This window comes from Paenibacillus sp. USDA918EY (genome assembly GCF_009870825.1).
Lineage (GTDB): Bacteria > Bacillota > Bacilli > Paenibacillales > Paenibacillaceae > Paenibacillus_AQ > Paenibacillus_AQ albilobatus.
The window spans coordinates 40,797-62,712 of record NZ_WTWY01000015.1; the positions used below are offsets into that span (position 1 = coordinate 40,797).

The 21,916-nt window shown below is 49.9% G+C and carries 23 protein-coding genes; 14 read left to right on the plus strand and 9 right to left on the minus strand.

Annotated elements, in window-relative coordinates:
- Position 1: 1 nt before the first annotated feature.
- Positions 2-319, plus strand: coding sequence for a thioredoxin (trxA, locus tag GQY55_RS23570; protein ID WP_160044365.1), 318 nt, complete (start codon positions 2-4; stop codon positions 317-319).
- Between the two features lie 181 nt (positions 320-500).
- Here trxA and GQY55_RS23575 read toward each other — a convergent pair whose 3' ends face one another.
- On the minus strand, positions 501-2,243 hold the full coding sequence (locus GQY55_RS23575; protein ID WP_160044366.1) for a sigma-54 interaction domain-containing protein: 1,743 nt from the start codon (positions 2,241-2,243) through the stop codon (positions 501-503).
- 233 nt (positions 2,244-2,476) lie between these two features.
- Complete coding sequence (locus GQY55_RS23580) at positions 2,477-3,397, minus strand: proline dehydrogenase family protein (RefSeq protein WP_160044367.1); 921 nt, start codon at positions 3,395-3,397, stop codon at positions 2,477-2,479.
- Positions 3,398-3,562: 165 nt separating this feature from the next.
- Here GQY55_RS23580 and pruA point away from each other — a divergent pair, with 165 nt between their 5' ends.
- Positions 3,563-5,110 carry an L-glutamate gamma-semialdehyde dehydrogenase gene (gene pruA / locus GQY55_RS23585; RefSeq protein ID WP_160044368.1) on the plus strand — a complete coding sequence of 516 codons (1,548 nt, stop codon included), beginning with the start codon at positions 3,563-3,565 and terminating at the stop codon, positions 5,108-5,110.
- A 105-nt stretch (positions 5,111-5,215) separates the two neighbouring features.
- Complete coding sequence (gene rpoN / locus GQY55_RS23590) at positions 5,216-6,523, plus strand: RNA polymerase factor sigma-54 (RefSeq protein ID WP_236575819.1); 1,308 nt, start codon at positions 5,216-5,218, stop codon at positions 6,521-6,523.
- 412 nt (positions 6,524-6,935) lie between these two features.
- Here the strand turns inward: rpoN and GQY55_RS23595 are convergent, their stop codons facing one another.
- The gene (locus tag GQY55_RS23595) at positions 6,936-8,132 is read right to left on the minus strand and encodes a lyase family protein (protein WP_236575820.1); all 1,197 of its coding nucleotides are present in this window, start codon (positions 8,130-8,132) and stop codon (positions 6,936-6,938) included.
- A gap of 197 nt (positions 8,133-8,329) precedes the next feature.
- Between GQY55_RS23595 and GQY55_RS23600 the strand changes: the two genes are divergently transcribed.
- Entirely contained in the window at positions 8,330-8,827 is a 498-nt protein-coding gene (locus GQY55_RS23600) for a hypothetical protein (protein WP_160044371.1), read from the plus strand.
- 48 nt (positions 8,828-8,875) lie between these two features.
- Positions 8,876-9,022, plus strand: a complete 147-nt coding sequence (locus GQY55_RS31595; protein WP_236575821.1) for a hypothetical protein — start codon at positions 8,876-8,878, stop codon at positions 9,020-9,022.
- Between the two features lie 99 nt (positions 9,023-9,121).
- Here GQY55_RS31595 and GQY55_RS23605 read toward each other — a convergent pair whose 3' ends face one another.
- The gene (locus GQY55_RS23605; protein WP_160044372.1) at positions 9,122-9,751 is read right to left on the minus strand and encodes a copper amine oxidase N-terminal domain-containing protein; all 630 of its coding nucleotides are present in this window, start codon (positions 9,749-9,751) and stop codon (positions 9,122-9,124) included.
- Between the two features lie 301 nt (positions 9,752-10,052).
- Here GQY55_RS23605 and GQY55_RS23610 point away from each other — a divergent pair, with 301 nt between their 5' ends.
- The 9 genes from GQY55_RS23610 (at position 10,053) to GQY55_RS23650 (ending at position 19,240) form a co-directional block, all read left to right on the plus strand.
- Positions 10,053-10,607, plus strand: coding sequence for a GNAT family N-acetyltransferase (locus tag GQY55_RS23610; protein WP_160044373.1), 555 nt, complete (start codon positions 10,053-10,055; stop codon positions 10,605-10,607).
- Positions 10,608-10,885: 278 nt separating this feature from the next.
- Entirely contained in the window at positions 10,886-11,323 is a 438-nt protein-coding gene (locus GQY55_RS23615) for an SRPBCC family protein (RefSeq protein ID WP_160044374.1), read from the plus strand.
- Positions 11,320-12,234 (plus strand): hypothetical protein, encoded by a 915-nt coding sequence (locus GQY55_RS32150; protein WP_160044375.1) that lies wholly within the window; start codon positions 11,320-11,322, stop codon positions 12,232-12,234. The genes GQY55_RS23615 and GQY55_RS32150 overlap by 4 nt, the downstream gene beginning before the upstream one ends.
- Positions 12,235-12,362: 128 nt before the next feature.
- Entirely contained in the window at positions 12,363-13,472 is a 1,110-nt protein-coding gene (locus GQY55_RS23625) for a GntR family transcriptional regulator (protein ID WP_160044376.1), read from the plus strand.
- Positions 13,473-13,793: 321 nt separating this feature from the next.
- Positions 13,794-15,086, plus strand: a complete 1,293-nt coding sequence (locus tag GQY55_RS23630; protein ID WP_160044377.1) for an ABC transporter substrate-binding protein — start codon at positions 13,794-13,796, stop codon at positions 15,084-15,086.
- A 69-nt stretch (positions 15,087-15,155) separates the two neighbouring features.
- Positions 15,156-16,091, plus strand: coding sequence for a carbohydrate ABC transporter permease (locus tag GQY55_RS23635; protein ID WP_160044378.1), 936 nt, complete (start codon positions 15,156-15,158; stop codon positions 16,089-16,091).
- 12 nt (positions 16,092-16,103) lie between these two features.
- Positions 16,104-16,940: a carbohydrate ABC transporter permease gene (locus GQY55_RS23640; RefSeq protein ID WP_160044379.1), complete on the plus strand. Its 837-nt coding sequence runs from the start codon at positions 16,104-16,106 to the stop codon at positions 16,938-16,940.
- A gap of 216 nt (positions 16,941-17,156) precedes the next feature.
- Entirely contained in the window at positions 17,157-17,963 is an 807-nt protein-coding gene (locus GQY55_RS23645; RefSeq protein ID WP_160044380.1) for a D-alanyl-D-alanine carboxypeptidase family protein, read from the plus strand.
- 323 nt (positions 17,964-18,286) lie between these two features.
- Positions 18,287-19,240, plus strand: a complete 954-nt coding sequence (locus tag GQY55_RS23650; protein ID WP_160044381.1) for an aminoglycoside phosphotransferase family protein — start codon at positions 18,287-18,289, stop codon at positions 19,238-19,240.
- 161 nt (positions 19,241-19,401) lie between these two features.
- Here the strand turns inward: GQY55_RS23650 and GQY55_RS23655 are convergent, their stop codons facing one another.
- The 5 genes from GQY55_RS23655 to GQY55_RS23675 form a co-directional block, all read right to left on the minus strand.
- Positions 19,402-19,698, minus strand: coding sequence for a YxcD family protein (locus GQY55_RS23655; RefSeq protein ID WP_160044472.1), 297 nt, complete (start codon positions 19,696-19,698; stop codon positions 19,402-19,404).
- A gap of 6 nt (positions 19,699-19,704) precedes the next feature.
- Positions 19,705-20,151 (minus strand): hypothetical protein, encoded by a 447-nt coding sequence (locus tag GQY55_RS23660; RefSeq protein WP_236575822.1) that lies wholly within the window; start codon positions 20,149-20,151, stop codon positions 19,705-19,707.
- A 121-nt stretch (positions 20,152-20,272) separates the two neighbouring features.
- Entirely contained in the window at positions 20,273-20,833 is a 561-nt protein-coding gene (locus tag GQY55_RS23665; RefSeq protein WP_160044382.1) for a PadR family transcriptional regulator, read from the minus strand.
- Positions 20,834-20,969: 136 nt separating this feature from the next.
- A complete protein-coding gene (locus GQY55_RS23670) occupies positions 20,970-21,545 on the minus strand; it encodes a beta-class carbonic anhydrase (RefSeq protein ID WP_160044383.1) in 576 nt (191 codons plus the stop codon).
- A gap of 25 nt (positions 21,546-21,570) precedes the next feature.
- Positions 21,571-21,906, minus strand: a complete 336-nt coding sequence (locus GQY55_RS23675; protein ID WP_160044384.1) for an iron-sulfur cluster biosynthesis family protein — start codon at positions 21,904-21,906, stop codon at positions 21,571-21,573.
- Positions 21,907-21,916 lie beyond the last annotated feature (10 nt).

Consider the following 21,916-nt stretch of genomic DNA (forward strand, 5'->3'; position numbering starts at 1 on the left):
CATGACCATTTATCATGCAACCGATTCTACATTCAAAAAAGATCTGCGGAGCGAAGGGGTTACGCTGGTGAATTTCTGGGCGTCTTGGTGCGGGCCTTGCCGCATGTTTGCTCCCATTCTCGAAGCGTATGCTTCCGATAACAAAAGCGATGTCAAAGTCCTGAAAGTCAACGTGGATGAAAATGTCGAGACGGCGGCCCAATTCGGAATTATGAGCATTCCTGCAACCGTATTGTTCAAAAACGGGAAACCGGTCGCCAAAGAAGTCGGGATTCTGTCCAAAGATGGACTAAAAAAATGGGTAGCCAAATATCTGTAACACCATAGCCATGGCGGATACCTGATTCCAACATTTTAAAGTCATCTATTTCGCACCGCGCGCAAATCTTTGCGCGCGGTGCTGCGTTTGCGTTCAACCGGACGTTAATGGTCCCCATAAAACGTCTAAATTTTTAGACATTTAAATTCCGACTGTCTAATAAAACAAACAATGCCATGATTTACAATTGGAGCCTTTTTAACTTGTTGTACAACGTCGCTCTCGAGATGCCGAGCCGTTTCGCGACCGCAAGCTTGTTGCCGCCGTACGTTTCCAGCAGCTGCTGAAGCAGGCTGCGCTCGTATTCATCGAGCCTCGCCTGAAATTGAGCGCCGTCCAAGTCCGCCTTGTTGCGCGGATCGGGAGTTTGGCCCGCAGCCCCGTTTTTTTGATCGCCCGTATATATGTTCGCCGGCAAATATTCGCGTTTCACCTCGCCGTCGGTCGAGAATATGACGAGCCGTTCAATCGTGTTCCGAAGCTCGCGGATGTTGCCCGGCCAATCGTATTGCAGCAAATCCTCGAATACGTCCGGCGTGAAGGATTGGATGTGGCGGCCGTATACAAGGGAAAATTCATGCAAAAACGACTGCGTCAGCTCGTAAATATCCTCTTTGCGGTCGCGCAGGGGAGGGATGTCCATGGAGACGACGTTCAGCCTGTAATACAAATCCTCGCGGAATGCGCCTTCCGCGATCATTTTTTTCAAATCCCGGTTCGTCGCGGCAATAATTCGGCAATCCGCCTGTTTCAGCTTGGTTCCGCCGACGGGAAAATAATTTTTCTCCTGCAGGACGCGCAGCATTTTGACCTGCATCTCCAAAGGCATTTCCCCGATTTCGTCCAGAAACAGGGTGCCTCCGCTCGCCAGCTCGATTTTTCCTTTTTTGCCTTTCGGGTCGGCCCCGGAAAAAGCGCCTTTCTCGTAACCGAAAAGCTCGCTTTCGAACAGCGCGCCCGGAATGGCCCCGCAGTTGATGGCGATAAACGGGGCGTCGGCCGCTTCGCGGCAGCGATGGATCGCCTGGGCGAACAATTCCTTGCCTGTGCCGCTTTCGCCCTGGATCAGGACCGTTGCTTTGGTCGTGCTGATCTTTTTGATCGTGGCGATGCTGCTTTTAATGGCGGGACTCGTTCCTTTGATATGCTGAAAAGGGTCGTTCGAAGGCGAAGGGCTTAACATCGCGACTTCCTTCTGCAGGTGATGGACCTTGCTTGTCATCTGAAGCAATTCCTGGTGAAGTTTCATCTGCGTGCTTAAATCGGACTCTGCCGCGACGGCGCCGATGATCCCGCCATCCAGCGTTACGGGTTCGGAGTTGATGAGAACGAACATGTCCTGGCGCGGCCGGTGCAGCTTTTTTTGTACCGATTCGCCGGTTTCGAGCGTCTTCAGCGATTGCAGCCGGTCGACGGGGAAAAAGTCCGAAGCGGGTTTTCCGATGATTTCGTTTTTTTGGATCGAAAACATATGCTCCGCGCCGGTCGTCCAACCTGCCACGCGTCCATCTTCATCAATGATCGTAATCGCGACGTCGGGATTAAGCGCTTCCAACGTGGCCGAGAAATAGGCCTCCAAATGGCGATGGGCTTGAACAGCCGCTTCGATGACGTCCCGGGCCGCGATATAACCGGCAGGTTTGCCGTCATGAAGCACGATTGCAAACGGACAGGAAGCAAAAGCGGCGGAGATGCCCGGCAAAGAATCCTCCGCATGCACCGTCCGGACAACGGCGATATGGAGTTCGCCGCCGGCTTCCGCCGGCCCGGTTACCAGACCGTAACGGCCGGCTTGCATTTCCAGAAAAACCGGGCCGTCTTCCGTCATTTCCGGACCGTTCCGAAGGAGCTCCAGATCGGCCGGAAGGACGATTCGATAATTCGTTCGGATCAGACGTTCCGGACTGGGCAATACATGTTTCATTCTGCTGCCCCCTAACCAAGACGAATAATGAAGTGAAGTTCTAATTCATCGATAGGGCCATTATACCCAGCCTGTTTTTGGGTGTAAATCACTTTCGGTTTCCAAGGATTTTTATTTCAGGATTTTACAAAATTCGATTCCTGCCGCTTCCGGGTACAGTATATAGACGAACTAGACCGTTTCGCTCTATATATTGCTGATTGAAAGTCGCTTTTTGGATTTTTGCAAAATCCTCATTTAAACATGTTTTTCAGAACCATCCACAGATTTGCCGGTTTTTCGGCCAACCGCCGTGTATAGTATGGATACCACATCGTTCCGTACGGCATATAGCAGCGAATCCGGTAACCTTCCTTTGCCAGTCGTTCCTGCTCGTTCATCCGCAAGCCGTAGAGCATCTGGAATTCAAAAGCATCTTTGCCGATGCCGTTTGCACGGGCGTATTCCTTGACCCATTGGATGATGCGGTCGTCATGGGAGGCGATGGCGGTGTAAACGCCCCGGTCCAGATGCATGCGGATGATTTTTTGATAATTGGCGATGACTTCGCTCATTTGCTGAAAGGCGACCGTTCCCGGCTCTTTGTAAGCGCCTTTGACCAAACGGAGATTGACGCCCGCATCGATCAATTTCCTGACGTCTTCCTCGGTGCGGCGCAAATAGGCTTGAATGACGGTGCCGACGTTGGTCAGCCCTTCTCCGTGCAGACGGAGCACGATGTCGATCGTAGCCTGCGTAAACGGCGAATCCTCCATATCGATCCTGACGAAATTGCCGTGTTTTTTGGCCCGGCCGACAACCTCTCGAATGTTGGAGTAGCATGCTTCCGGATCGAGGGCCAAACCCATTTGGGTCGGCTTTAAGGAGACGTTCGAGAGGACGTTTCGCTCCGCGATGCCGTCCACCAGCCTTAAATATTCCTCTTTATATCCGGAAGCCTCGGATAGCGCCTTGATGCCTTCCCCCAAATGGTCGAGCGTCACCATAATCCCTTTGCTGTTCAGCACCTCGATTTCGTTCAGCGCTTCGGCAAGCGTATCACCCGCGATAAATTTGCTCGCCAGTTTTCGTCCATATTTGAGCGACAGCTTCTCGACCAGCTTGTTGCCGGCAACCGAGAGCAGCACCTTCCGGTACAATTCGGTACGGTCCATGTGACCCATTCCCCTTTCGATGTATCGCTAATCGTTCTTGACATCATGATTCAAGCAAAAAATATGCCAAAAAGGAGTTTCGCCCGTGTTGGCATGATTTTTGCTTCTTACCAATGCAGGAACGGATGAATTTTCCGAAAACGATAAGGAAGGATGGTACGACTGATGAGATCCGAATTTAAAAACGAGGTATTCGTCAATTTCAAGGAAGAAGGCAACAATGCGGAATACGACGCGGCGCTGAAAAAGGTGGAAGCCGAACTCGGCAAAGTGTATCCGCTCATGATCGGCGGGGAAAAAATGATGACCGACCGCAAAATCGACTCGATCAATCCGGCGAATACGTCACAGGTGATCGGCACCGTATCGCAAGCCGACATTCCTTTGGCGGAAAAAGCGATTCAAACGGCGGCAGCGACGTTCGAGACGTGGAAGCGCACCGATCCGGGCGAACGCGCACGGTACTTATTCCGGGCCGCCGCGCTGCTGCGCCGGCGCCGCCATGAATTTTCGGCCCTGATGACGTTCGAGGCGGGAAAAACGAGAGTCGAGGCCGACGTCGAAACGGCGGAAGCGATCGATTTTCTCGAATTTTACGGACGGGAAATGCAGCGCCTTAGCTTGCCTCAACCGTTAACGGTCAGCGAAGAGGAAGAAAACGAACTGTATTATATTCCTTTGGGCGTCGGCGTCGTCATTCCTCCGTGGAACTTCCCGCTGGCAATCATGGCGGGGATGACCACGGCCGCGGTCGTGGCCGGCAATACGGTGGTGCTGAAGCCGGCCAGCGCGACGCCGGTGATCGCGGCGAAATTCGTGGAATTGCTCGAAGAGGTGGGGCTGCCGCCGGGCGTGGTTAATTTTCTTCCGGGGCCGGGCGGACAGGTAGGCGATTACCTCGTGGATCATCCGCTTACCCGGTTTATCAGCTTTACCGGTTCCCGCGACGTGGGACTGCGGATCAACGAACGTGCAGCCAAAACCCAGCCGGGACAAAAATGGATCAAACGCGTCGTGGCCGAAATGGGCGGAAAAGATGCCATCATCGTGGACCAGGAGGCCGATCTGGACTTGGCGGCGGACGTGATCACCACCTCGGCGTTTGGTTTCTCCGGGCAAAAATGCTCGGCCTGCTCGCGCGTGATCGTCCATGAAGAAGTATACGATACCGTGCTGAACAAAGTGGTGGAGCGCGCAAGCAAGCTGATCATGAGCAATCCGGCCGAAGCGTCCGCAAACCTCGGCCCGGTCATCGACGAAAAGGCATACGCCAAAATTTTGGAATACATTGAAATCGGCAAGCAGGAAGGGCGGCTGGTGCTTGGCGGCGGGACGGGAGAACCAAACGGATATTTTATCGAGCCGACCATTTTTGCGGACGTCGAACCGACGGCACGCATTTCCCAAGAGGAAATTTTTGGCCCGGTCGTCGCTTTTACGAAAGCCGCTTCGTTTGACGAAGCGCTGGAATTCGCCAACAATACCGTTTACGGATTGACCGGCGCCGTCATTTCGCGGAACGGGGCCCATCTGGAAAAGGCCAGACGCGAATTTTTCGTGGGCAACCTGTATTTCAACCGCAAATGTACGGGCGCGCTTGTCGGCACGCATCCGTTCGGCGGATTCAATATGTCGGGAACGGACTCGAAAGCAGGCGGCCGGGATTATTTGCTGCTGTTTACGCAAGCGAAGCTCGTATCGGATCGATTCTAAAATTTTAGACAGTGGCGGCGGTAGTTTTATGGCATGCTTTCGAGTATTGTAAAAAGAAGACCATCTTTTCATTGAACGACCTGCGCGGAAGGGGAGAGGCCATTGTTGGGCTATCAACTTGTGCAAGATCAACGCTTGAAGCTGGCGATCACTCCTGAACTGAAGCAATCCATCCACATTTTATCGCTGCCCGGCGACGAGTTGTTGCAATATTTGCAGGAGCAGGCGACGGAAAACCCCGTTTTGGAGCTTGAAATCCGCAGAGAAACGCCGGTAACCGATGCCAAAATCGGACGCGGGGGAGGTTCGCCTCCAATGGATCCATTCCTGAACGCGGCGTGCAGGCAGGACACGATGGAGGAAAAGCTGCTCAGCCAGCTTCGCCTCCTATCGATTCCTCCCGCCGTATTCAAAGCGGCCGCGTATATGGCGGGCAATCTGAACGATGACGGGTATTTGGACGTACCATTAGCCGAAATAGGAAAGCGTTTAAACGTTGGCGAACCGCTGCTTGAACTCGCGCTGGAGAAGCTGCAATCTTTGGAGCCCGCCGGAATCGCCGGCAGGGATCTGCGGGAATGTTTGAGGCTGCAGATCGTCCGGGACCCGAAGCCTGTTCCTTTTGCGCTGGACGTCGTCGAAGGTTATATGCAGGACGCGGCAAGCGGGAACGTTGGCCGGATCGCCTCCGAACTGCGGATAACGAAAGAGCAGGCGGCGCGTGCCCTGCAATATATCCGGTCTTTAAACCCGCGGCCCGGGACGGCGCTTGGGGTCTTCGAGCCGCAGTTTATCGTCCCCGACGCCGTGGTCGAGCGCCATGCGGAAGGCTTTACGGTTTCGCTTCATCGCTCGAGCCTCCCTCGTTTGTCCATCAGCGACGAATACCGGTTATGGGCAAAAAAGCATCCTTCCGCGGAAGCGATGTCTTACGTAAACCGCTGCGTCAAGTCGGCGGCGTGGCTCGTACGCTGCGTGGAGATGCGGAAGGCTACCCTGCTTAAAGTGGTGCATGCCATGATGGAGGAGCAGCGGGAATTTGTGAGCGATGGCGTCAAAGGCTTGCGGCCGATGACGTTAAACAAAATATCGCAAAAGCTGAATATGCATGAGTCGACGGTCAGCCGCGCGGTCAACGGCAAATTTGCGCTCACCCCGCACGGCGTGTTCCCGCTCAAATATTTTTTTGCCGCGGGCGTGGCGAGCGGCGATGGAGGATTGGCTTCCTCGCGCATGGTCAAGGCGAGAATCAAAGAGATGATCGATGCCGAAGATAAAAGCCGCCCGTATTCCGATCAGAACATCACCGATCTGCTTGCCCTGGAGGGAATCCGGCTTTCGCGCAGAGCCGTGGCCAAATACCGGGAAGAATTAAGAATCATGTCCTCGTCGGGCCGAAAAAATAAAATATAAGCCATCGGCTGCCCGCGGAAAAACGATTTCCGGGGCAGCCTTTTTGAATGCCTGCGGACAATCGAAAGAGGCCGTCCCCAAAGATTTTAGATCTTGAGGGCGGCCCCATGAAGAACAACCGAGGATTCAAACGTTTTCTGCTTCGAGGCGTGTCGTAGAGGTCGGGTGGCTTTCGCTCGCCCATAAACTGCTCAAGAAAGCGGCGATAGACCCAAATAAAGACATGGCGGTGCCGGGATAACGTTGTGACACCACCATGCCCTTATAATAAACGTAATTTTCACTGAAGTGAGCTGCCTTGCCAAACAAGAAACCTGCTTTTGAGACAGCTCCCTTCGGCGTGGCGAAAACGACAGGTTGCTGCGGGATTTGTTCTGCTGGCTGGTTTTTTGGAAGCGGAGAAAGGCCGCCGTTATTGGCCGGCTGCCCGCTTCTCCGGGCTGTGTTGGGCTGCCGCAACCCAGGCGTTCACGCCTTTTCCCATAAGCTTCAGCGATTCAAGCAAATTATACGCCAGCACAGGCGGGATGGCGTCCCGGTCCAGCATGCCGGCTTCCGCGGCCAGACCGAGGCTGTGGTCGAAGCCGATCGCCTGGAACGCGACTTGGCTGAGGGATTCGCCCGCGGCTGCTTCCGCGCTGCCAAAAAGTTCAAGATGTTGGCCGGGGGGTTGCAGCGAGAAGGCGAGACGAAGGTCGCCGCACAGGTTGGACAGATTCAGCCCGCAATGTTTTACCGCAGAGGAAAGCCGCGCAAACCCTTCGGTGTTTGTTTCGGAGCGTTCGACTTCTGCCGGGAGCTGCGCCCCGAGTTGAGCGAATTGCCGCAAATGGAATAATATTTTGGGTCCGATCAACTCATCATCGCTGCCGATGCGGACTGCGTTTATGCCGGAGGTCAGCCTGAAGTCGGCGGCGGCGATCCGTTCCAGATCCAGCCGAAGCTGCTGCGCGTACTCTTCCATTTGCCGGCCGATCCATGCCGGCGTTCCCGGCTGCCAATGCAGGCGTTCAGGTCCCAATCGGGCATCGATTTCCGCTTTTTTGACCATCAAGCGATGGACCATTTGATCGATGGAAACAATCAATGCTTGGGATAATCGGTGCGAAGCGATCCGGAGAGCCGCCGCGACGACGCCGCTTGTTGTCTGTCCCATATTCACATGCCGGACCGGGTCGATGACGGAATAATTGCCTTTATCTTCAAGGATGAGCTCCAGCGCCCGGTTGGCGATAATTTCATTCAAGTTCATATTCAGGGACTCTCCGGAGATGTCCTGAAGCCAATCCACGATAATCTCCCGTCTATGTTTTCCCTCGATCACTTCCTCCGACGCCCTGATCAGTGCCTTGCCCATTTGGACCGGCAGCTTGCCCGATTCGGCATGGGCCAATGCAGCGGCTTTTTTTACGCAAGCGATCGCACCGATCAGTTCATCGTGAACCGGCATGCCGCCATGATGCGGAAGTTTCTCGGAGGCACGCAGGGTCCGTATTCCGTAATACGCATGGGAGGGCAGCACACGGGCTCCCAATCCGTCTTGTTCGATTCTGATCATAGGTTTGGCTTCCCCTTTCGTTATGAACAAATCAGTCGTAATTGCTGTCATTATGTTAATAAGCAAAATCCGTTCCAAAACAAAGGGGGATCAATACTATTTTTTGCAAATTTTGATCGTTGGTCTCCATTGCGGAATGTTATGATGGAACCACTGGTTCAACATCCGCTGACATTGCGAACCGATAGGTGCGCGGCAATGCAAACGGCAGGACGGCTGAGACGAACTACAGGAAAGGGGGGCACGAAATGAAATATATAAAAGCAAACGGCATCGAAGACAACGAGCTTTATTATTTCGAAATCGATGAACGCGGGGCTGCATATCGGCAGGTTTCCTTTGCGGAAGGCCGGTGCCGCGTATCCATCGCGCCGGATTTTCAGCTGTGCGAAACGGAAGTAGAGATCTTCGACGGGGACGAAGAAATCACCCCCGAGGCGTTCGAGGAAGTTTGGCATACGGCGGTAGAGCCTTACAAAAACGCATGGGAAGAAACGAAACGGCAATATCGGCCGGGCACAACCGTCACCGGGACGATCCAAATGTTTTATCCGCAAGGGGTCATCATCCGGTTGGTCGGGGAGTCTTACGCCGTTGCAAACGATCCGGTGCTGCGAATGCATACGCCTCCGGCGTGGATGTATCCGGGCTACCAGGTTGAGGGGACGGTCGGCGGTGCCGATGAAAGCAACTTTTGGATCAAGCTGGAAAGCTGCAGGGTAACGGGGAAAAGAACCGATTCATAATTCACGCGGAGCCGCGGGCTAAGTTCTCACACGCAATTGCCGGCTGCCGTGAAGGCGTTTGGCGTTATGCAGTGTGGCGTTGGTTGGAACAAGGCCCGTTTTTTACCGGAAGCAGATCGTATTGGCGTCCCTGCGGAAACGATTGAAGGCCTGACCTGGATGACCGAAGCCGAACGCATCGACCATTGGATTTAAAAAAAGTCCCTGTCAGCAAATTGCTGAAGGGACAGCGGCTTTGAATTTATCGGATGTTTTATCCAAGCAAAAGGTTTGTTCGGCTAAAGCTCCCGTATCTTATTTGATGGTAATCTTAAATGAATGATCGGCCGAGTCAATCGCCATACCTGCTCCCAATCCTTTGACGATGACTTGCAATGGCACGTAGGTAACACCGTTTATGATTTTGGGTGCGGCGCTGGCCGTTTCGGATGTTCCGTTATAAAATACGATGTTGCTGCCGACGGTCAACGTCACTTTATAGGAGCCTTTTGTTACGCCAATCGTTCCGGTGCTTTGATCATAACTCAAGCCGGCTCCCAACGCTTGCACGAGGTCCCGAAGAGGGACGAGGTTCGTATTTTCATAGATTAACGGCGCGTTCGCAAACTCGACTCTGTTCCCGTTTACGAAAACCTTGATCGACGATTTCTGGTAAGACGGTTTCGGTGCAGGTTTGGGCTGGGATGTTTGCGAATTCGAACGGCTCGATTTGGAGGAAGAACCACTCGAGGATTTTTTTGAACCGGATGACGAGTGTCCGCCGTTATGGTAATGGTACTCGCCATATTCCAGTCCCCATCTGGAACAGTTTGTCCAGCAGGTATGGCCGCCGTTCGCATCGGTTCTGCCCGGATGTGCAGTTGCGACGGTGCTCGAAAACAGAAATAGTAATGCAAAAGAACTAGTGAGCAATCTTTTTTTCATGTACACATACTCCCTGTTGGTATAATATACCTATAATATAACATAGACGAGCGTAATAAGGGAATATTTTGATATAATGCTAGAAATGATGCATTCAACCCATGGATAACCTTTATTGCGAGACTCGAGGCATCCTTTGCTTCTTTCCGCTTGATATTTCCTCGTTCACAAAATCCAATCGTTCGGAGGTTCTATTCATGAGAGAATTGGAAGTATTTCGATAAGTCCGCGGCCCGCCTTCATAATGGAATCGCTTTTTTGAGGATGAATGAATAACTGTAATTGAAGGTGAGGCCAAACCATGGAGAAAATAACGATACGGAAAATGACAAAAGAGGACTGCGGGCAGCGAATCGACATCGACGATCGGTTTGTCGTGGATTCGGTTTTGCTTCTGTCGCTGGAGGACAACCAAATTAAATACGCGGTCAAATCCGTGACCCCCTATGAAAAAAGCTACGAAGATGAAACGTTTGAGGAAGCGGACGACACGGACTGCTCCATGTATATCGATCAGCCGGACCGGGCCGTATTTTTGGCTTTTGCGGGCAAACGCATTGCAGGGCAGGTTATCGTGAAGCGCAATTGGAACGAATATGCCTGCATCGAAGACATCAAAGTGGACCGCAGGTTCAGGCGGCGCGGCATCGGAAGGAAACTGGTGGAACAAGTCAAACGTTGGGCGAAAGAAAACGGAATGCCGGGCATCATGCTGGAAACGCAGCATAATAACGTGAGGGCGTGCAAATTTTACGAGAGCTGCGGTTTTGAAATCGGCGGATTCGACTTGAACATATATAAGGGAATAAACAGGCAGACGGATGAGATCGCCGTTTATTGGTATTACACGTTTTGAGTGAAAGCTTTTGCAGACATCCCGTGGCGGATGTCTTTTTCAGCATGTGAACAACGGGACTCATCCAATTTTTGCTTATGCACAGGTTGTTTGGGAAATAAACGGAGAAAAACAGGGGCGTTCATGGGTGCGTATAGTCCGGGAAAGTAATGCTGATGATGAATAAAGAACGTTGGTGGCTGGCGGGCTGTATCACCGGTATGCAGAGCCGTTGAAGGTCGGAGCCATCGTCGTTTCAGGGAATGATGACAATCGGATGAAAGAAGGAAGGGTTATATATGAACAACCTGACGAAAATGAAAATTTTGAAGCCTGCGCATGAAGTGTTTGAAGCCTTCGTCGACCCCGCAAAAATCGGAAATTTTTGGTTCTCGTCCAGCTCCGAAAGATGGGAGCAAGGAAAGACGGTTATATTGAAATACGATGAATACGCTGCGGAAGGCGCAATTCAAATTTTGGACATGGAAGCGGACAAAAAAATCGTTTTCCGGTGGGGGGACGGCGAGGAAGGAAATGTCGTTACGATGACGCTGACGGAAATGGATCATGGCGGCACGATTGTTGAAGTTAACGAAGAAGGTTTTAACGGGCACGACGAAAATCTGCTAAGCCAAATGTTAGGCAACAAGGAAGGCTGGGTTTATATGTTAACCTGTTTAAAGGGTTACCTTGAATTTGGCGTCAATGAATTGAGGGCCGGATTGGTCCTCGGTTGACGTCATCAGGAGTCGTTAAGAGGCGACAAACACCGGTACGGACAATAACCCATGTCCTGAGGACATGGGTTTCATTTTCTTCAAGGGATCCAGGTTTTGGAAAATCGGAATCAAGAAAAAATTCCCGTGAAAAAAAAGATGACGCCAAATACAATCGCGATGACTCCGCCTATTTTCGTGAGAGCGATATAAGTGTCGCTTGGCTCGGAATCGCCGTCGACCTTCCAACTTTCTTTCAAATACCACGCAAAATTGGGATTGATGACATTGATCAAACCAATCGCGATACATATAATACCAGCGAACATGAGCATTGCGATTCAACTCCTTTGCAGAACAATACGCAAAATTTGGAAATTTGTTTCATGCTGCGGCGAATCGGGAGGGAGCCTATGAATAAAAGGAGCTGCAAGGCAATGAAAAGGGCAATGAAAAAGACAGGTTTGCTTTTTTTAGCATGTTTACTTATAAACATTTTTCTTGCCGCAGCAGTGGATGTATTGACGTTTACATATCGGCCCGGACATGGGATATCCGGGAACGGGAACCCTGGGGTAATCGTGCTGATCGTGGGTGGATTATGCTTGCTTCTATTGATGTTCCATACAACCGTTCTAACCAGAGCTTTCTATAAAAAGCATCCGGAAAAATTATTAAACAAAGTTTATCCTTTGCTGGCCGTCTGCATGATCGTTATCATGGTTGCTCTGGAGGTTGGCAAGATCCATTCCCTTCGGAAAACGCTGAACGGTTTCACCCGTCATGAACCATCGGTCGTGTACCGTTTTGGCTGGGTTAACCAGTACACCAACAGTTTGTTCTTTAACGTGTATCTGATTGCGATCGGGGTGTCTCTCGCCTTTATTTTGGGGTGGATTCTAGTCAAAATGAAGGTCGGGAATAAGAAATAAAAAAACAAGCCGAATGGTGGGGGTTCATATCCGGTTATATTGTCATGCTCAAAGCGGCATAGAAATTGCGATTTGATTTTTATATAGTATACTTAGTATATCAATATTATGATGTAAGGGTGAATGAAATGGAGCTGCATCTATACGAGCAAATATATCTTTACATAATCCAAGAAATTAAGGAAGGCCGGTTGAAAGCGGGGGATCGCTTGTCCTCGGAAAAAGAATTAGCCGAACAATTTGGGGTCAGCCGCATTACCTCTAAAAAAGCTTTGGAGAAACTGGCCGATTCAGGAGTGATCATACGAATTCAAGGCAAAGGTTCATTCGTAGCGGATCATCTGACGGCGGGGCAAGGGCCCAAGAGTATAACGCCGCCTCTGGTTGCTGACGATGAGAAGCGGCTTCTCGGGTTCATCACACCGAATTTTTCCGATGAGTTCGGCCTTAAGCTGCTGAGATCGATGGAAAAGCAAAGCGCCGAGCATCATTATCAGCTGATCATCAAACGTACATTCGGGGACCGTGAGGAAGAAATACGCGCCATCCAACTTTTCATTAGCCTGGGCGTCAAGGGATTACTCATGACACCTATTCATGGCGAACATTATAATTCAGAATTGCTTCGACTCGTATTTGATCAATTTCCAATCGTTTTAGTCGATCGATATTTGAAAGGAATTCCCGTTTGTTCGGTGTATACCGATAATAAAAAAGCATCGATGGATCTCACGCTCCATTTAATCCATAAAGGCCATAAAAAAATAGCGTTTTTATCCCCTCCGGAGGAGAACACTTCAACGTTGGAGGAGAGACTGCTCGGATATACGTTAGCTTTCACCCAAGAAGGAATGAAATTGAACAAAGATTATTTAATAACAAACTTAAGAGGAACTCTTCCCGAAAACATGGACGGGGAGGCCAAGGAAAAAGATAAAGAGACGCTTAGAGTTTTTTTGGAGCAGCACCCCAACGTGAAGGCGTTTGTCGTTTCGGAGTTTTTAATCGCCACGATGCTGGCTAATGTAATTCATTCGATGGGGAAATCATTGGAGGAATTCGAGATTGTTTGCTTCGACTCGATGGATGATTATCTGGGACAAACCCCATTCACCCACATTGAACAAGATGAGAAGCAGATGGGAGAAGCGGCGGTGAATATGCTGGTCTCCCAGATTCTTGGAACATCGGTTCCTGAACGGACGATTGTTGATCACCGGATGATCGTTAAGAAATGACGCTATGAACTGATCGGCTCACCAATAAGAATGCTTCATGACGGAAAGCTCCGGAAAGTCCATTGGACTTTTCGGGGCTTCTTTTTTACAAGGAAATGATGGCAGTTTTAGTATAATATCGCAATTTAATAATTGACATGACATACTAAGTATAATAACATACCGAATATAACCTCATCGTTGGCGCTGCTTAGAATATCATTTCCGATTATTCATAGGTTCATATGATTTCTTTTGGAGTGTATGAGCTTAACAGGAGGTGGCCGGGGGCATAAAGGAGTTGAATCACCAACAAAACCTAATTTTAAGGGGGATTTATGAATGGGGAAATCTAAAAGACGCGTTTTTCCGATTCTGGTGCTTTTGACTGTTTTGATCATTGTAACCGCTTGCTCAAAGAATGCAGGCTCGGGCGATCAACCGGGTGTTACGACCGTTACGATGTGGCATGGCCTTACCTCCATCGATCTGGAGAATATGAATAAAGTGGTGAAAGCCTTCGAGGAAAAGAATCCTACGATCAAAATGCATTTGGTTTACACGGAGTCCAGCGAAGGATCGGACCAGAAGCTGCTAACGGCGGTTGCCGGCGGCAATCCTCCCGACGTTGCGCTTCTCGACCGGTTTAAAGTCGGCACTTGGGCGGCGCAGGGGTCGTTGACCGATCTGACTTCGATGGCTGAGGCATCCGGAATCCGCAAAGAACTGTATTACCCGTTTGCTTGGGACGAGTCCAGTTACAAAGGAAAGCTTTATGCCATTCCGATGGATACCGACGCCCGTCTGCTGTTTTACAATAAAGATCATTTTAAGGAAGTGGGATTGGATCCCGAAAAGCCGCCAAAAACGATTGCTGAGCTCGAAGCGGCCGCGGAAAAGCTGACGATTAAGGAGGGGAAACGGTTCAAACGGATCGGTTTTATCCCTTGGTATTCGCAAGGTTGGCTGTATACCTGGGGCTGGGCCTTCGGAGGGGAATTCCAGGATCCCGCAACCGGCAAAATTACGGCCAACGATCCCAAAGTCGTGGAAGCGCTTCAGTGGATGACCGACTTTGGCAAAAAATATAACGTCGAAGATATTGCAGGATTTACAAGCGCGGCCGGTTCGGAAGAAATGGATCCGTTCATTTCCGGACAGATCAGCATGAAAGTGAGCGGAAACTTTACCGTGCCGGGCATCAAAAAATTCAATCCGAATCTGAATTACGGCGTTGCCCCCATACCGACGCCGACAGGAACGAACTTTACGACATGGTCGGGAGGCGGCTCCGCGATTATCCCTAAAGGCGCCAAAAACGTCGATGCTGCATGGAAGTTCCTCGAGTTTTTGGGGAAAGAAGAAGGACAAGCATTGGTGAATGCAAATTCGGGATTCTCCGTGATCGATTCGGTGAATGCGAAATTCGGATACAAAGACGATCCGATCATGAAGGAATTCGTTAATATTTTGCCTCACTCGCATAACCGCCCGGTTATTCCTGAAGGGCAGCTGCTGTGGAACGAACTGGCTTCCGCAACGGAAAAGGCTACCCGCGGCAACGGCACGCCAAAAGAAAATTTGGACCGCGTAACCGAGACCGTCAATAAAGCGTTGGAAAAATACAATCAATAACATCTCCGGCAGGCGGGAGGGGGTTCCTTCCTTGTCTGCCGATGCATAATAACCGGAAGGGGAATGGATATGGCAAAACTGGCCGGTGCAGCTCGTGTAAAAACATTTCCGGCAGCGGGAAAACAACGATCGTTCCGCCGAAACGTAACGGGGTGGCTGTTTGCTTCCCCATGGATCCTGGGACTGCTATGCTTTTATGCAATTCCGATGTTGACGTCGATCTACTTCAGTTTTACGACTTACAGCATTCTTCAGCCCGGCGAATTCGTTGGATTGAATAATTATAGGGAACTGTTCCATGATCCTTTGTTCTGGAAATCCATATACAATACGATTTATTTCACGGTATTTTTTGTTCCGTTAAGTATTTTTATCGGTGTGGCGCTTGCCATGATGTTGAATATGAAAGTCAAAGGCTTGGCTGTATTCAGAACGATCTTTTTCTTGCCCACCCTTGTCCCGCAAGTGGCTTTGGCGGTTTTATGGATGTGGCTGCTGCATCCCAACTTCGGTTTGGTGAATGGAATGTTGGCAAGCATCGGCATTGACGGGCCCCCTTGGCTTAGCGGCGAGGCATGGTCCAAACCTTCCCTGATCCTGATGTCGCTTTGGGGTATTGGACAAGCCGTCGTAATCTACCTTGCGGGGTTAGGGGACATCCCTGAAGATTATTACGAAGCCGCTGAGATTGACGGTGCCAGCTGGTTCCAAAAAACGAAAGCGGTAACGTTGCCCTTGCTCACGCCGGTCATATTCTATAACTTGGTCATGGGAATGATCGGTGCCTTTCAACAATTCACGCTTCCTTATACGCTGACGAAGGGGCAAGGAACTCCTGCAAATTCCATGACTTTTTACGTCATGTATTTATACGAAAACGGATTCAGATATTTCAAAATGGGATATGCGTCGGCCATGGCCTGGATCTTGTTTATTATCGTGATGGCATTAACCGCAGTCGTTTTCATGACGTCGAAACGCTGGGTGCATTATCAAGGGAAATAAGGAGGAAGCCGGATGAATCCTACCGCGATCAAAAGAATCAACCGCACGTTAGCATACCTTTGTCTCATTATCGCTTCGGCATTTTTCATTCTGCCGTTTGTTTGGCTCATTTCGACCTCTCTGAAACCACTCACGCAAATATTTACGTTTCCTCCGCAATGGATTCCGCATCCTTTTATGTGGAGCAATTATGCCCGTGCCGTCGAGTATATTCCTTTCTGGACCTATTTGAAAAATACTGCGATCATTACGATTTTCAGCACGCTTGGTGTGATCGTGTCCTGTCCTTTGGTGGCATACAGTTTTGCCAAGCTGGAGTGGCGCGGGCGGGGGTTGCTTTTTTTCATTACCCTCGCTGTCATGATGATTCCCGGTCAAGTTACGATGATTCCTCTTTTCCTATTGTTTACCAAGCTGGGGTGGGTTGGCACGCCGCTTCCGCTTATTGTTCCGCAATTTTTGGGAGTGCCCATTTACATTTTTCTGACGCGGCAGTTTTTCCTCGGTCTGCCTGACGCCCTGCGCGAAGCCGCCCGATTAGACGGCGCCAGCGAGTTTCGCATCTATTTGCAGATCATGTTTCCGCTTGCCAAATCGGCGATCCTAGCCGTCGCATTGTTTCAATTTATGGCTAGCTGGACTGATTTCATGGGGCCGTTGCTCTATTTAACGAACGAACCTTCTTACACCGTCTCGCTCGGATTGCAGCAATTTCAAAGCCAAAAAGGCTCCGAATGGGGCTTGTTGATGGCCGTGTCCACCTTGATGACATTGCCGATCATCATTCTGTTCTTTTTTCTTCAGAAAACGTTTATTAGCGGTATAACGTTTAGCGGTATAAAAGGATAAGGGACGATATCGAACGATCCTTTGGCCGGGCACACCGATAACAAATCTCCCGAAGCCGTGATACAAGCCTTGTCAAAGGATATTTCAGAGGCATACATTGTTTTGACGAGGGTCGGCTTGCGTTCCTGTGAAGGGGGAAGATCGGTTGGAAATGAGCAAAACAGCAGGGTGTCTAAACCAAACGGATGTCGGAAACGGAAAGAATGCAGCGTTCGAATGAAGTACGCTAAGTTTGCCAAATCTGCCATTGCAGTTCATTTGAATACAGGCAACATATTATTTCAAAAACATCCCTTCAAGAAATTGCCTCCCGCCAGCATGACAAAAATGATGACGTTGCTTCTAGCCATGGAAATGCTGCAGCAGGGAAAAATAAAAACGAGCGATCTTGTAAAGGTATCCAAACACGCCGCATCAACGGAAGGTTCAAGTCTTTTCTTAAAACCGGGGGAGGTCATGCCGCTCCGGAACCTGCTCAAGGGGATTGTTCTTGTCTCGGGCAACGATGCGACGGTTGCGTTGGCTGAACATATGGCCGGCACCGAAGCCAACTTTGTCAAGCTGATGAACAACAAAGCGAAAACGCTTGGCTTGGTGAACACCCATTTTGTAAATGTGCACGGATTGGATCATAAAGATCATTTTTCCTGTGCCTATGACATGTTTATCATCGCTAAATCGCTACTAAGGCATCAAAGGATTTTAAAGTTAACTTCTTTGAAATATGCAACCATACCTAGGAATAGCCAAACGCGAATGATGCTGAAAAATACGAACACATTGCTTGGTAAATACCGGGGCGTGGATGGATTAAAGACTGGAACTACGGATAAAGCCAAGTATTGTCTTACCGCTACGGCCAAAAAACAAGGAACCCGGGTCGTTGCGGTCGTCATGGGCGAACCTACGGTTCGGAAGAGAGACAAGGAAATGGCCGGACTGCTGGATCTTTCTTTACAGCGTCGTTTCGTTGATCGCCAAATGACCCGGAGACACTCTCGCGGGAAGTCGTTTTTCGCATAGATTGTTCGTCCGCAAAAGATGCGTTCGAAACAAAAGCATGGGGCAGCGCATGGGACAGCGGTCCCATGCTTTTTCGTTTGGATGATGCCGTATAATGGCCCAGGTTTCACGCCAACATTATTGTGGATGTCCCATACTCGCAATCGTAGCAGTAGATAAGGTAATATATAAGACGTGAGGGGCCGGATTACATATTTTTCCGGAAAGAAAAAACGCGGGCATTAAAATTGGCGGGTTCGACCATAAATTATAGAAAGTGATAAACATGGACAACGTTGAGGTTGCTGTCTATTGTGAGACGTTTGAAAGGGAGGGGAGACTTCATGGCCGACATCTTTAACGTACTTAAACATTATGATGGTATAGAACCCACTGAGGTTGTACCTCGTCAGGGAGGCTGGGCCGCGCTCGCTTACAAAATATCCGCGGGCAACCGCAGCTATTTTTTGAAAATGTATGAAAAAAGAAGAACGTCGACGCCCAAATGGACGGCCTTAATCGATGAATATGCGCCTATTCTCGGATGGCTTACGCAAAACAGCCTTTTACAAGGCAAAATACCCGTGCCCTTGTTAACGGCTTCCGGAAAATACAAGTGCGAAGACGATGAAGGGATCTACATGCTTTATGATTTTATCGACGGAGAAACGGTCGGGGATAAAAAGTTGACCGCAGCGCAAACGTTCCAGTTTTCTGAAATCATTACGGAGCTTCATTCCTACGGAGACGAAATCCCCGTGAATACGGAAAAAATCAAGGAGCATTTTGACGTTCCGTTTTTGCGCCAGTTGAAGGGCGTCACGAGCCAAACATCCGGCACAATGCCGGCTGACGTCAAAGCAGTGGTCGAACCTCGCTTGAAACAGATCTTTAGCCTGGTCGAACGCGTCGAAAGGTTATCGAAATCCTTAAAAAGCGAACAGCTCAAAATGGTTTTATGCCACACCGATCTGCATCCCTGGAATTTAATGCAAGCCGGTCGGCAGCTGATGTTGATCGACTGGGAAGGATTGCGATTGGCGCCGGCCGAATCCGACTTGATGTTTTTGATCGATGAGCCGTATTATCCCGAATTTATTGAGATTTATCGAAAAAAACATAAAGACTTCGAAATTCATCCCGATGCGCTTCGGTTTTACAAAGATCGTCGCAAGCTGGAGGACATTTGGGAATTTATCGAGCAGCTTCTGTTCGATGGACAGACGGAAACGGAAAGAGCGCATACGATGGAGAACTTGGCGAAAGAACTGGAAGAAATCGACGAAGGCATATATTAGGCCGCTTGGTTCGAACGAGCCAAAGTTTCGTTGTGCATGATATGAATAGCAGCCGTTTTTATAAGGATGGATCTAGATTTACAATTCTGTATACGATATCCCGAATTCAAACAAAAGCATGGAACCTAGGTCCCATGCTTTTTCCATTTCTTATATAAAAATCAGTATGCCTGCTCCATTTCCACATCGACGTGCGCGGTAATCTCCTCGTCCAGATCGAGCGTAATCTGTTCGCGGTATGCGCGAATGTTGTATTCGCTGTACAAATAACGCATAATCGCTTCGATCATGTTCGATTCCACCAGATATTGGCTTCGCCCTTCGGCCCATACCTCCGCGGAATAACCGGTATCCTCGTCCCAAAACAGCTCGACTTGAACGTCCTGGGGACGGATTTGCTTGCGTTCGGCGATGTGAAGGCATATCGCATTGACGATTTCATCCATCGTGAGAACCATCATGGCTTAATACCGTCCGTTGCGCGTATCCGGTTTGCGCCGGTTTTTAAAGGCTCTCACCGCTGCGACGACAAGGGCGATGACGACATAAATCGCAAGCAGGTTGATAAGAAGGCCGAGAATATCCCCGAAGAAGCCCATATTGCCGAACAATCCGCCAAACAGCATGCCGGCAAGACCGCCGATCATCAGCCCTTTAAAAAAGCCTCCGCCGCTGAAAAATCCGCGCTTGGCAGGAGCGTTTGTCGTGGAATTGCTGGTATTCGTGGATTTTTTGTAGTTATCCGTAGTCGTCGATTTTTTCGGCGTGTTGGTAAACCCTTTCGTTCCGGATCTGAATCCGCCGCCACCGCCACGGCGCGCATCCGCGTTGTCCGCAGGAACCGTGATGGCGAAGAAAAACGTAAACGCCATGACGATCATGACCCATTTTTTGAGCGATTTGTTCATCATGAAGTCAAATACCTCCCGAATATTTTGCTGGCATGAAAGCTGCCTACCATGCTTTACGTGCTTAGTATCTTAAAGTTTCATTTTTTGATAAAAAAATATACAACTATTTAAATTTTTGAATTCAGTTCACCGTTTGGGCCGACGTTTCCTTGATCTGCTGTTCCCTCAACATGACCAGCACCCATTCGCACCAATCTTTCCCTGCCGTCGCATTAAATATGCCCTTTTTGATGAGAATGTAGTCGTAAAATTCGCGATTGCCGAACGTGCGCTTTTCTTCAGGGATACTTGTCAGCATCTTGTTGAAGAAGTCGAGCCTGCGGGTAAAATAAGTTTTTCTCGTTTCCACGATTTCGATGGCGTTGTCGCGGTCGGTCAGCCACATGCAGAACGTTTTCATCGAAAGCTCATCCCTCGTGACGGGATCCGGAAGGGGCATGTACATCCATTCCTTCAGTTTTCGTATGCCGCTGTCGGTGATCGAATAGATTTTTTTATCGGGTTTTTCCGATTGCTTGACCCAATGCGAGGTTAGAAGCTCCTTTTCCTCCATTTGCGCAAGCAGAGGATAAATTTGACTGTGCTTAGCCTGCCAAAACGGCTGGATTTTTAACATGACGTCATAACCCGAGGAAGGTTCCCGCGCCAAAAAAGCCAGTAATCCGTAGGATAACGTGTTCATTTGCAATGTCTCCCATACGTGATATGTTCTTTCATCAAAAAGTGTACACTTAAACTGTATGGTTTTCAACCGGAGCGGGCAAACAAAAACACGGATACAGGTATCCGTGTTTGACAATTTTATGAATAAGCTTGGGTTATTTGGACTGGGCTTGTTCGTATCCGTTGATGATCAGGTCGAGCGCGCCGGTGTTCGGATCGATGATCATGCCGTGAACCGGAACGCCGGACGGCAGGAGCGGGTGGTTTTTGATCAGGCCGACCGTACCGGTGACCCCTGCTTTGATGTCTTTGAAACCGCGCAGCCAGCTGTTCAGATCGATCCCGGAATGTTCGAGCGTCGACAGGACTTCCTCCGATATGCCGCGATTCCGGATTTCCTGAATCATATGTTCGCCGTCGAGCGCCGCCATGCCGCAATCCAGATGTCCGACCACGATGACTTCGTCCGCTTTTAGCTCATAAAGGGCGACAAGAATGCTGCGCATGACGCTGCCGAACGGATGCGAAACGATGCCCCCGGCGATTTTGATGATTTTGACGTCGCCGTTTTTCAGGTTCATCGCTTTGGGCAGAAGCTCGACGAGGCGGGTATCCATGCAGGTGATGATAACCATCTTTTTGTCCGGAAACTTGCCCGTCAAATATTTTTCGTATTCCTTTTCTTCAACGAATTGCCGGTTATACTCCATAATTTCGGATATTTGGCTCATGATGCAACACAACCTTTCGTTTGATTTAAAATGAGTCCCCACGCTTGTCCAGCAGCCGGATGTTTTGGCCGTACAGCTGACCGTCCCCCGTGAGCCGGAAGGAAGGGTACGTTTCCTCGGAGTCGAGGTACAAATGTTCTTCGAAATATACCGCGTGGTCCCGTTTGACGACGACAGGGATGTCCGCGTTATGTATTTCAAGATCGTCTTTATCCCTTTCGGGCAAAATCCACAAAGCGGGGACGCCGTTCACTCCGCAGCCGCAGCCTTCCGAGTCGAAAACGAGCCTGACGGGGGAAGACCGGCTGCCGATCCGTCCGCGCAAAAAGCGCAGCGCGCGTTCCGTAATCCGGATATCCATGCGATATCGC

Coding starts and splice junctions, on each gene's coding strand:
- GQY55_RS23610 (WP_160044373.1), top strand. CDS start 10,053: ATGGAGAAAATAACGATACGGAAAATGACAAAAGAGGACTGCGGGCAG.
- GQY55_RS23645 (WP_160044380.1), top strand. CDS start 17,157: ATGAAGTACGCTAAGTTTGCCAAATCTGCCATTGCAGTTCATTTGAAT.
- GQY55_RS23635 (WP_160044378.1), top strand. CDS start 15,156: ATGGCAAAACTGGCCGGTGCAGCTCGTGTAAAAACATTTCCGGCAGCG.
- GQY55_RS23625 (WP_160044376.1), top strand. CDS start 12,363: ATGGAGCTGCATCTATACGAGCAAATATATCTTTACATAATCCAAGAA.
- GQY55_RS23665 (WP_160044382.1), bottom strand. CDS start 20,833: ATGAACACGTTATCCTACGGATTACTGGCTTTTTTGGCGCGGGAACCT.
- GQY55_RS23675 (WP_160044384.1), bottom strand. CDS start 21,906: ATGGATATCCGGATTACGGAACGCGCGCTGCGCTTTTTGCGCGGACGG.
- GQY55_RS23655 (WP_160044472.1), bottom strand. CDS start 19,698: ATGGTTCTCACGATGGATGAAATCGTCAATGCGATATGCCTTCACATC.
- GQY55_RS23640 (WP_160044379.1), top strand. CDS start 16,104: ATGAATCCTACCGCGATCAAAAGAATCAACCGCACGTTAGCATACCTT.
- GQY55_RS23580 (WP_160044367.1), bottom strand. CDS start 3,397: ATGGACCGTACCGAATTGTACCGGAAGGTGCTGCTCTCGGTTGCCGGC.
- GQY55_RS23575 (WP_160044366.1), bottom strand. CDS start 2,243: ATGAAACATGTATTGCCCAGTCCGGAACGTCTGATCCGAACGAATTAT.
- trxA (WP_160044365.1), top strand. CDS start 2: ATGACCATTTATCATGCAACCGATTCTACATTCAAAAAAGATCTGCGG.
- GQY55_RS23630 (WP_160044377.1), top strand. CDS start 13,794: ATGGGGAAATCTAAAAGACGCGTTTTTCCGATTCTGGTGCTTTTGACT.
- GQY55_RS23660 (WP_236575822.1), bottom strand. CDS start 20,151: ATGATGAACAAATCGCTCAAAAAATGGGTCATGATCGTCATGGCGTTT.
- GQY55_RS23670 (WP_160044383.1), bottom strand. CDS start 21,545: ATGAGCCAAATATCCGAAATTATGGAGTATAACCGGCAATTCGTTGAA.
- GQY55_RS23615 (WP_160044374.1), top strand. CDS start 10,886: ATGAACAACCTGACGAAAATGAAAATTTTGAAGCCTGCGCATGAAGTG.
- GQY55_RS23595 (WP_236575820.1), bottom strand. CDS start 8,132: ATGACAGCAATTACGACTGATTTGTTCATAACGAAAGGGGAAGCCAAA.
- GQY55_RS23600 (WP_160044371.1), top strand. CDS start 8,330: ATGAAATATATAAAAGCAAACGGCATCGAAGACAACGAGCTTTATTAT.
- GQY55_RS23650 (WP_160044381.1), top strand. CDS start 18,287: ATGGCCGACATCTTTAACGTACTTAAACATTATGATGGTATAGAACCC.
- GQY55_RS23605 (WP_160044372.1), bottom strand. CDS start 9,751: ATGAAAAAAAGATTGCTCACTAGTTCTTTTGCATTACTATTTCTGTTT.
- pruA (WP_160044368.1), top strand. CDS start 3,563: ATGAGATCCGAATTTAAAAACGAGGTATTCGTCAATTTCAAGGAAGAA.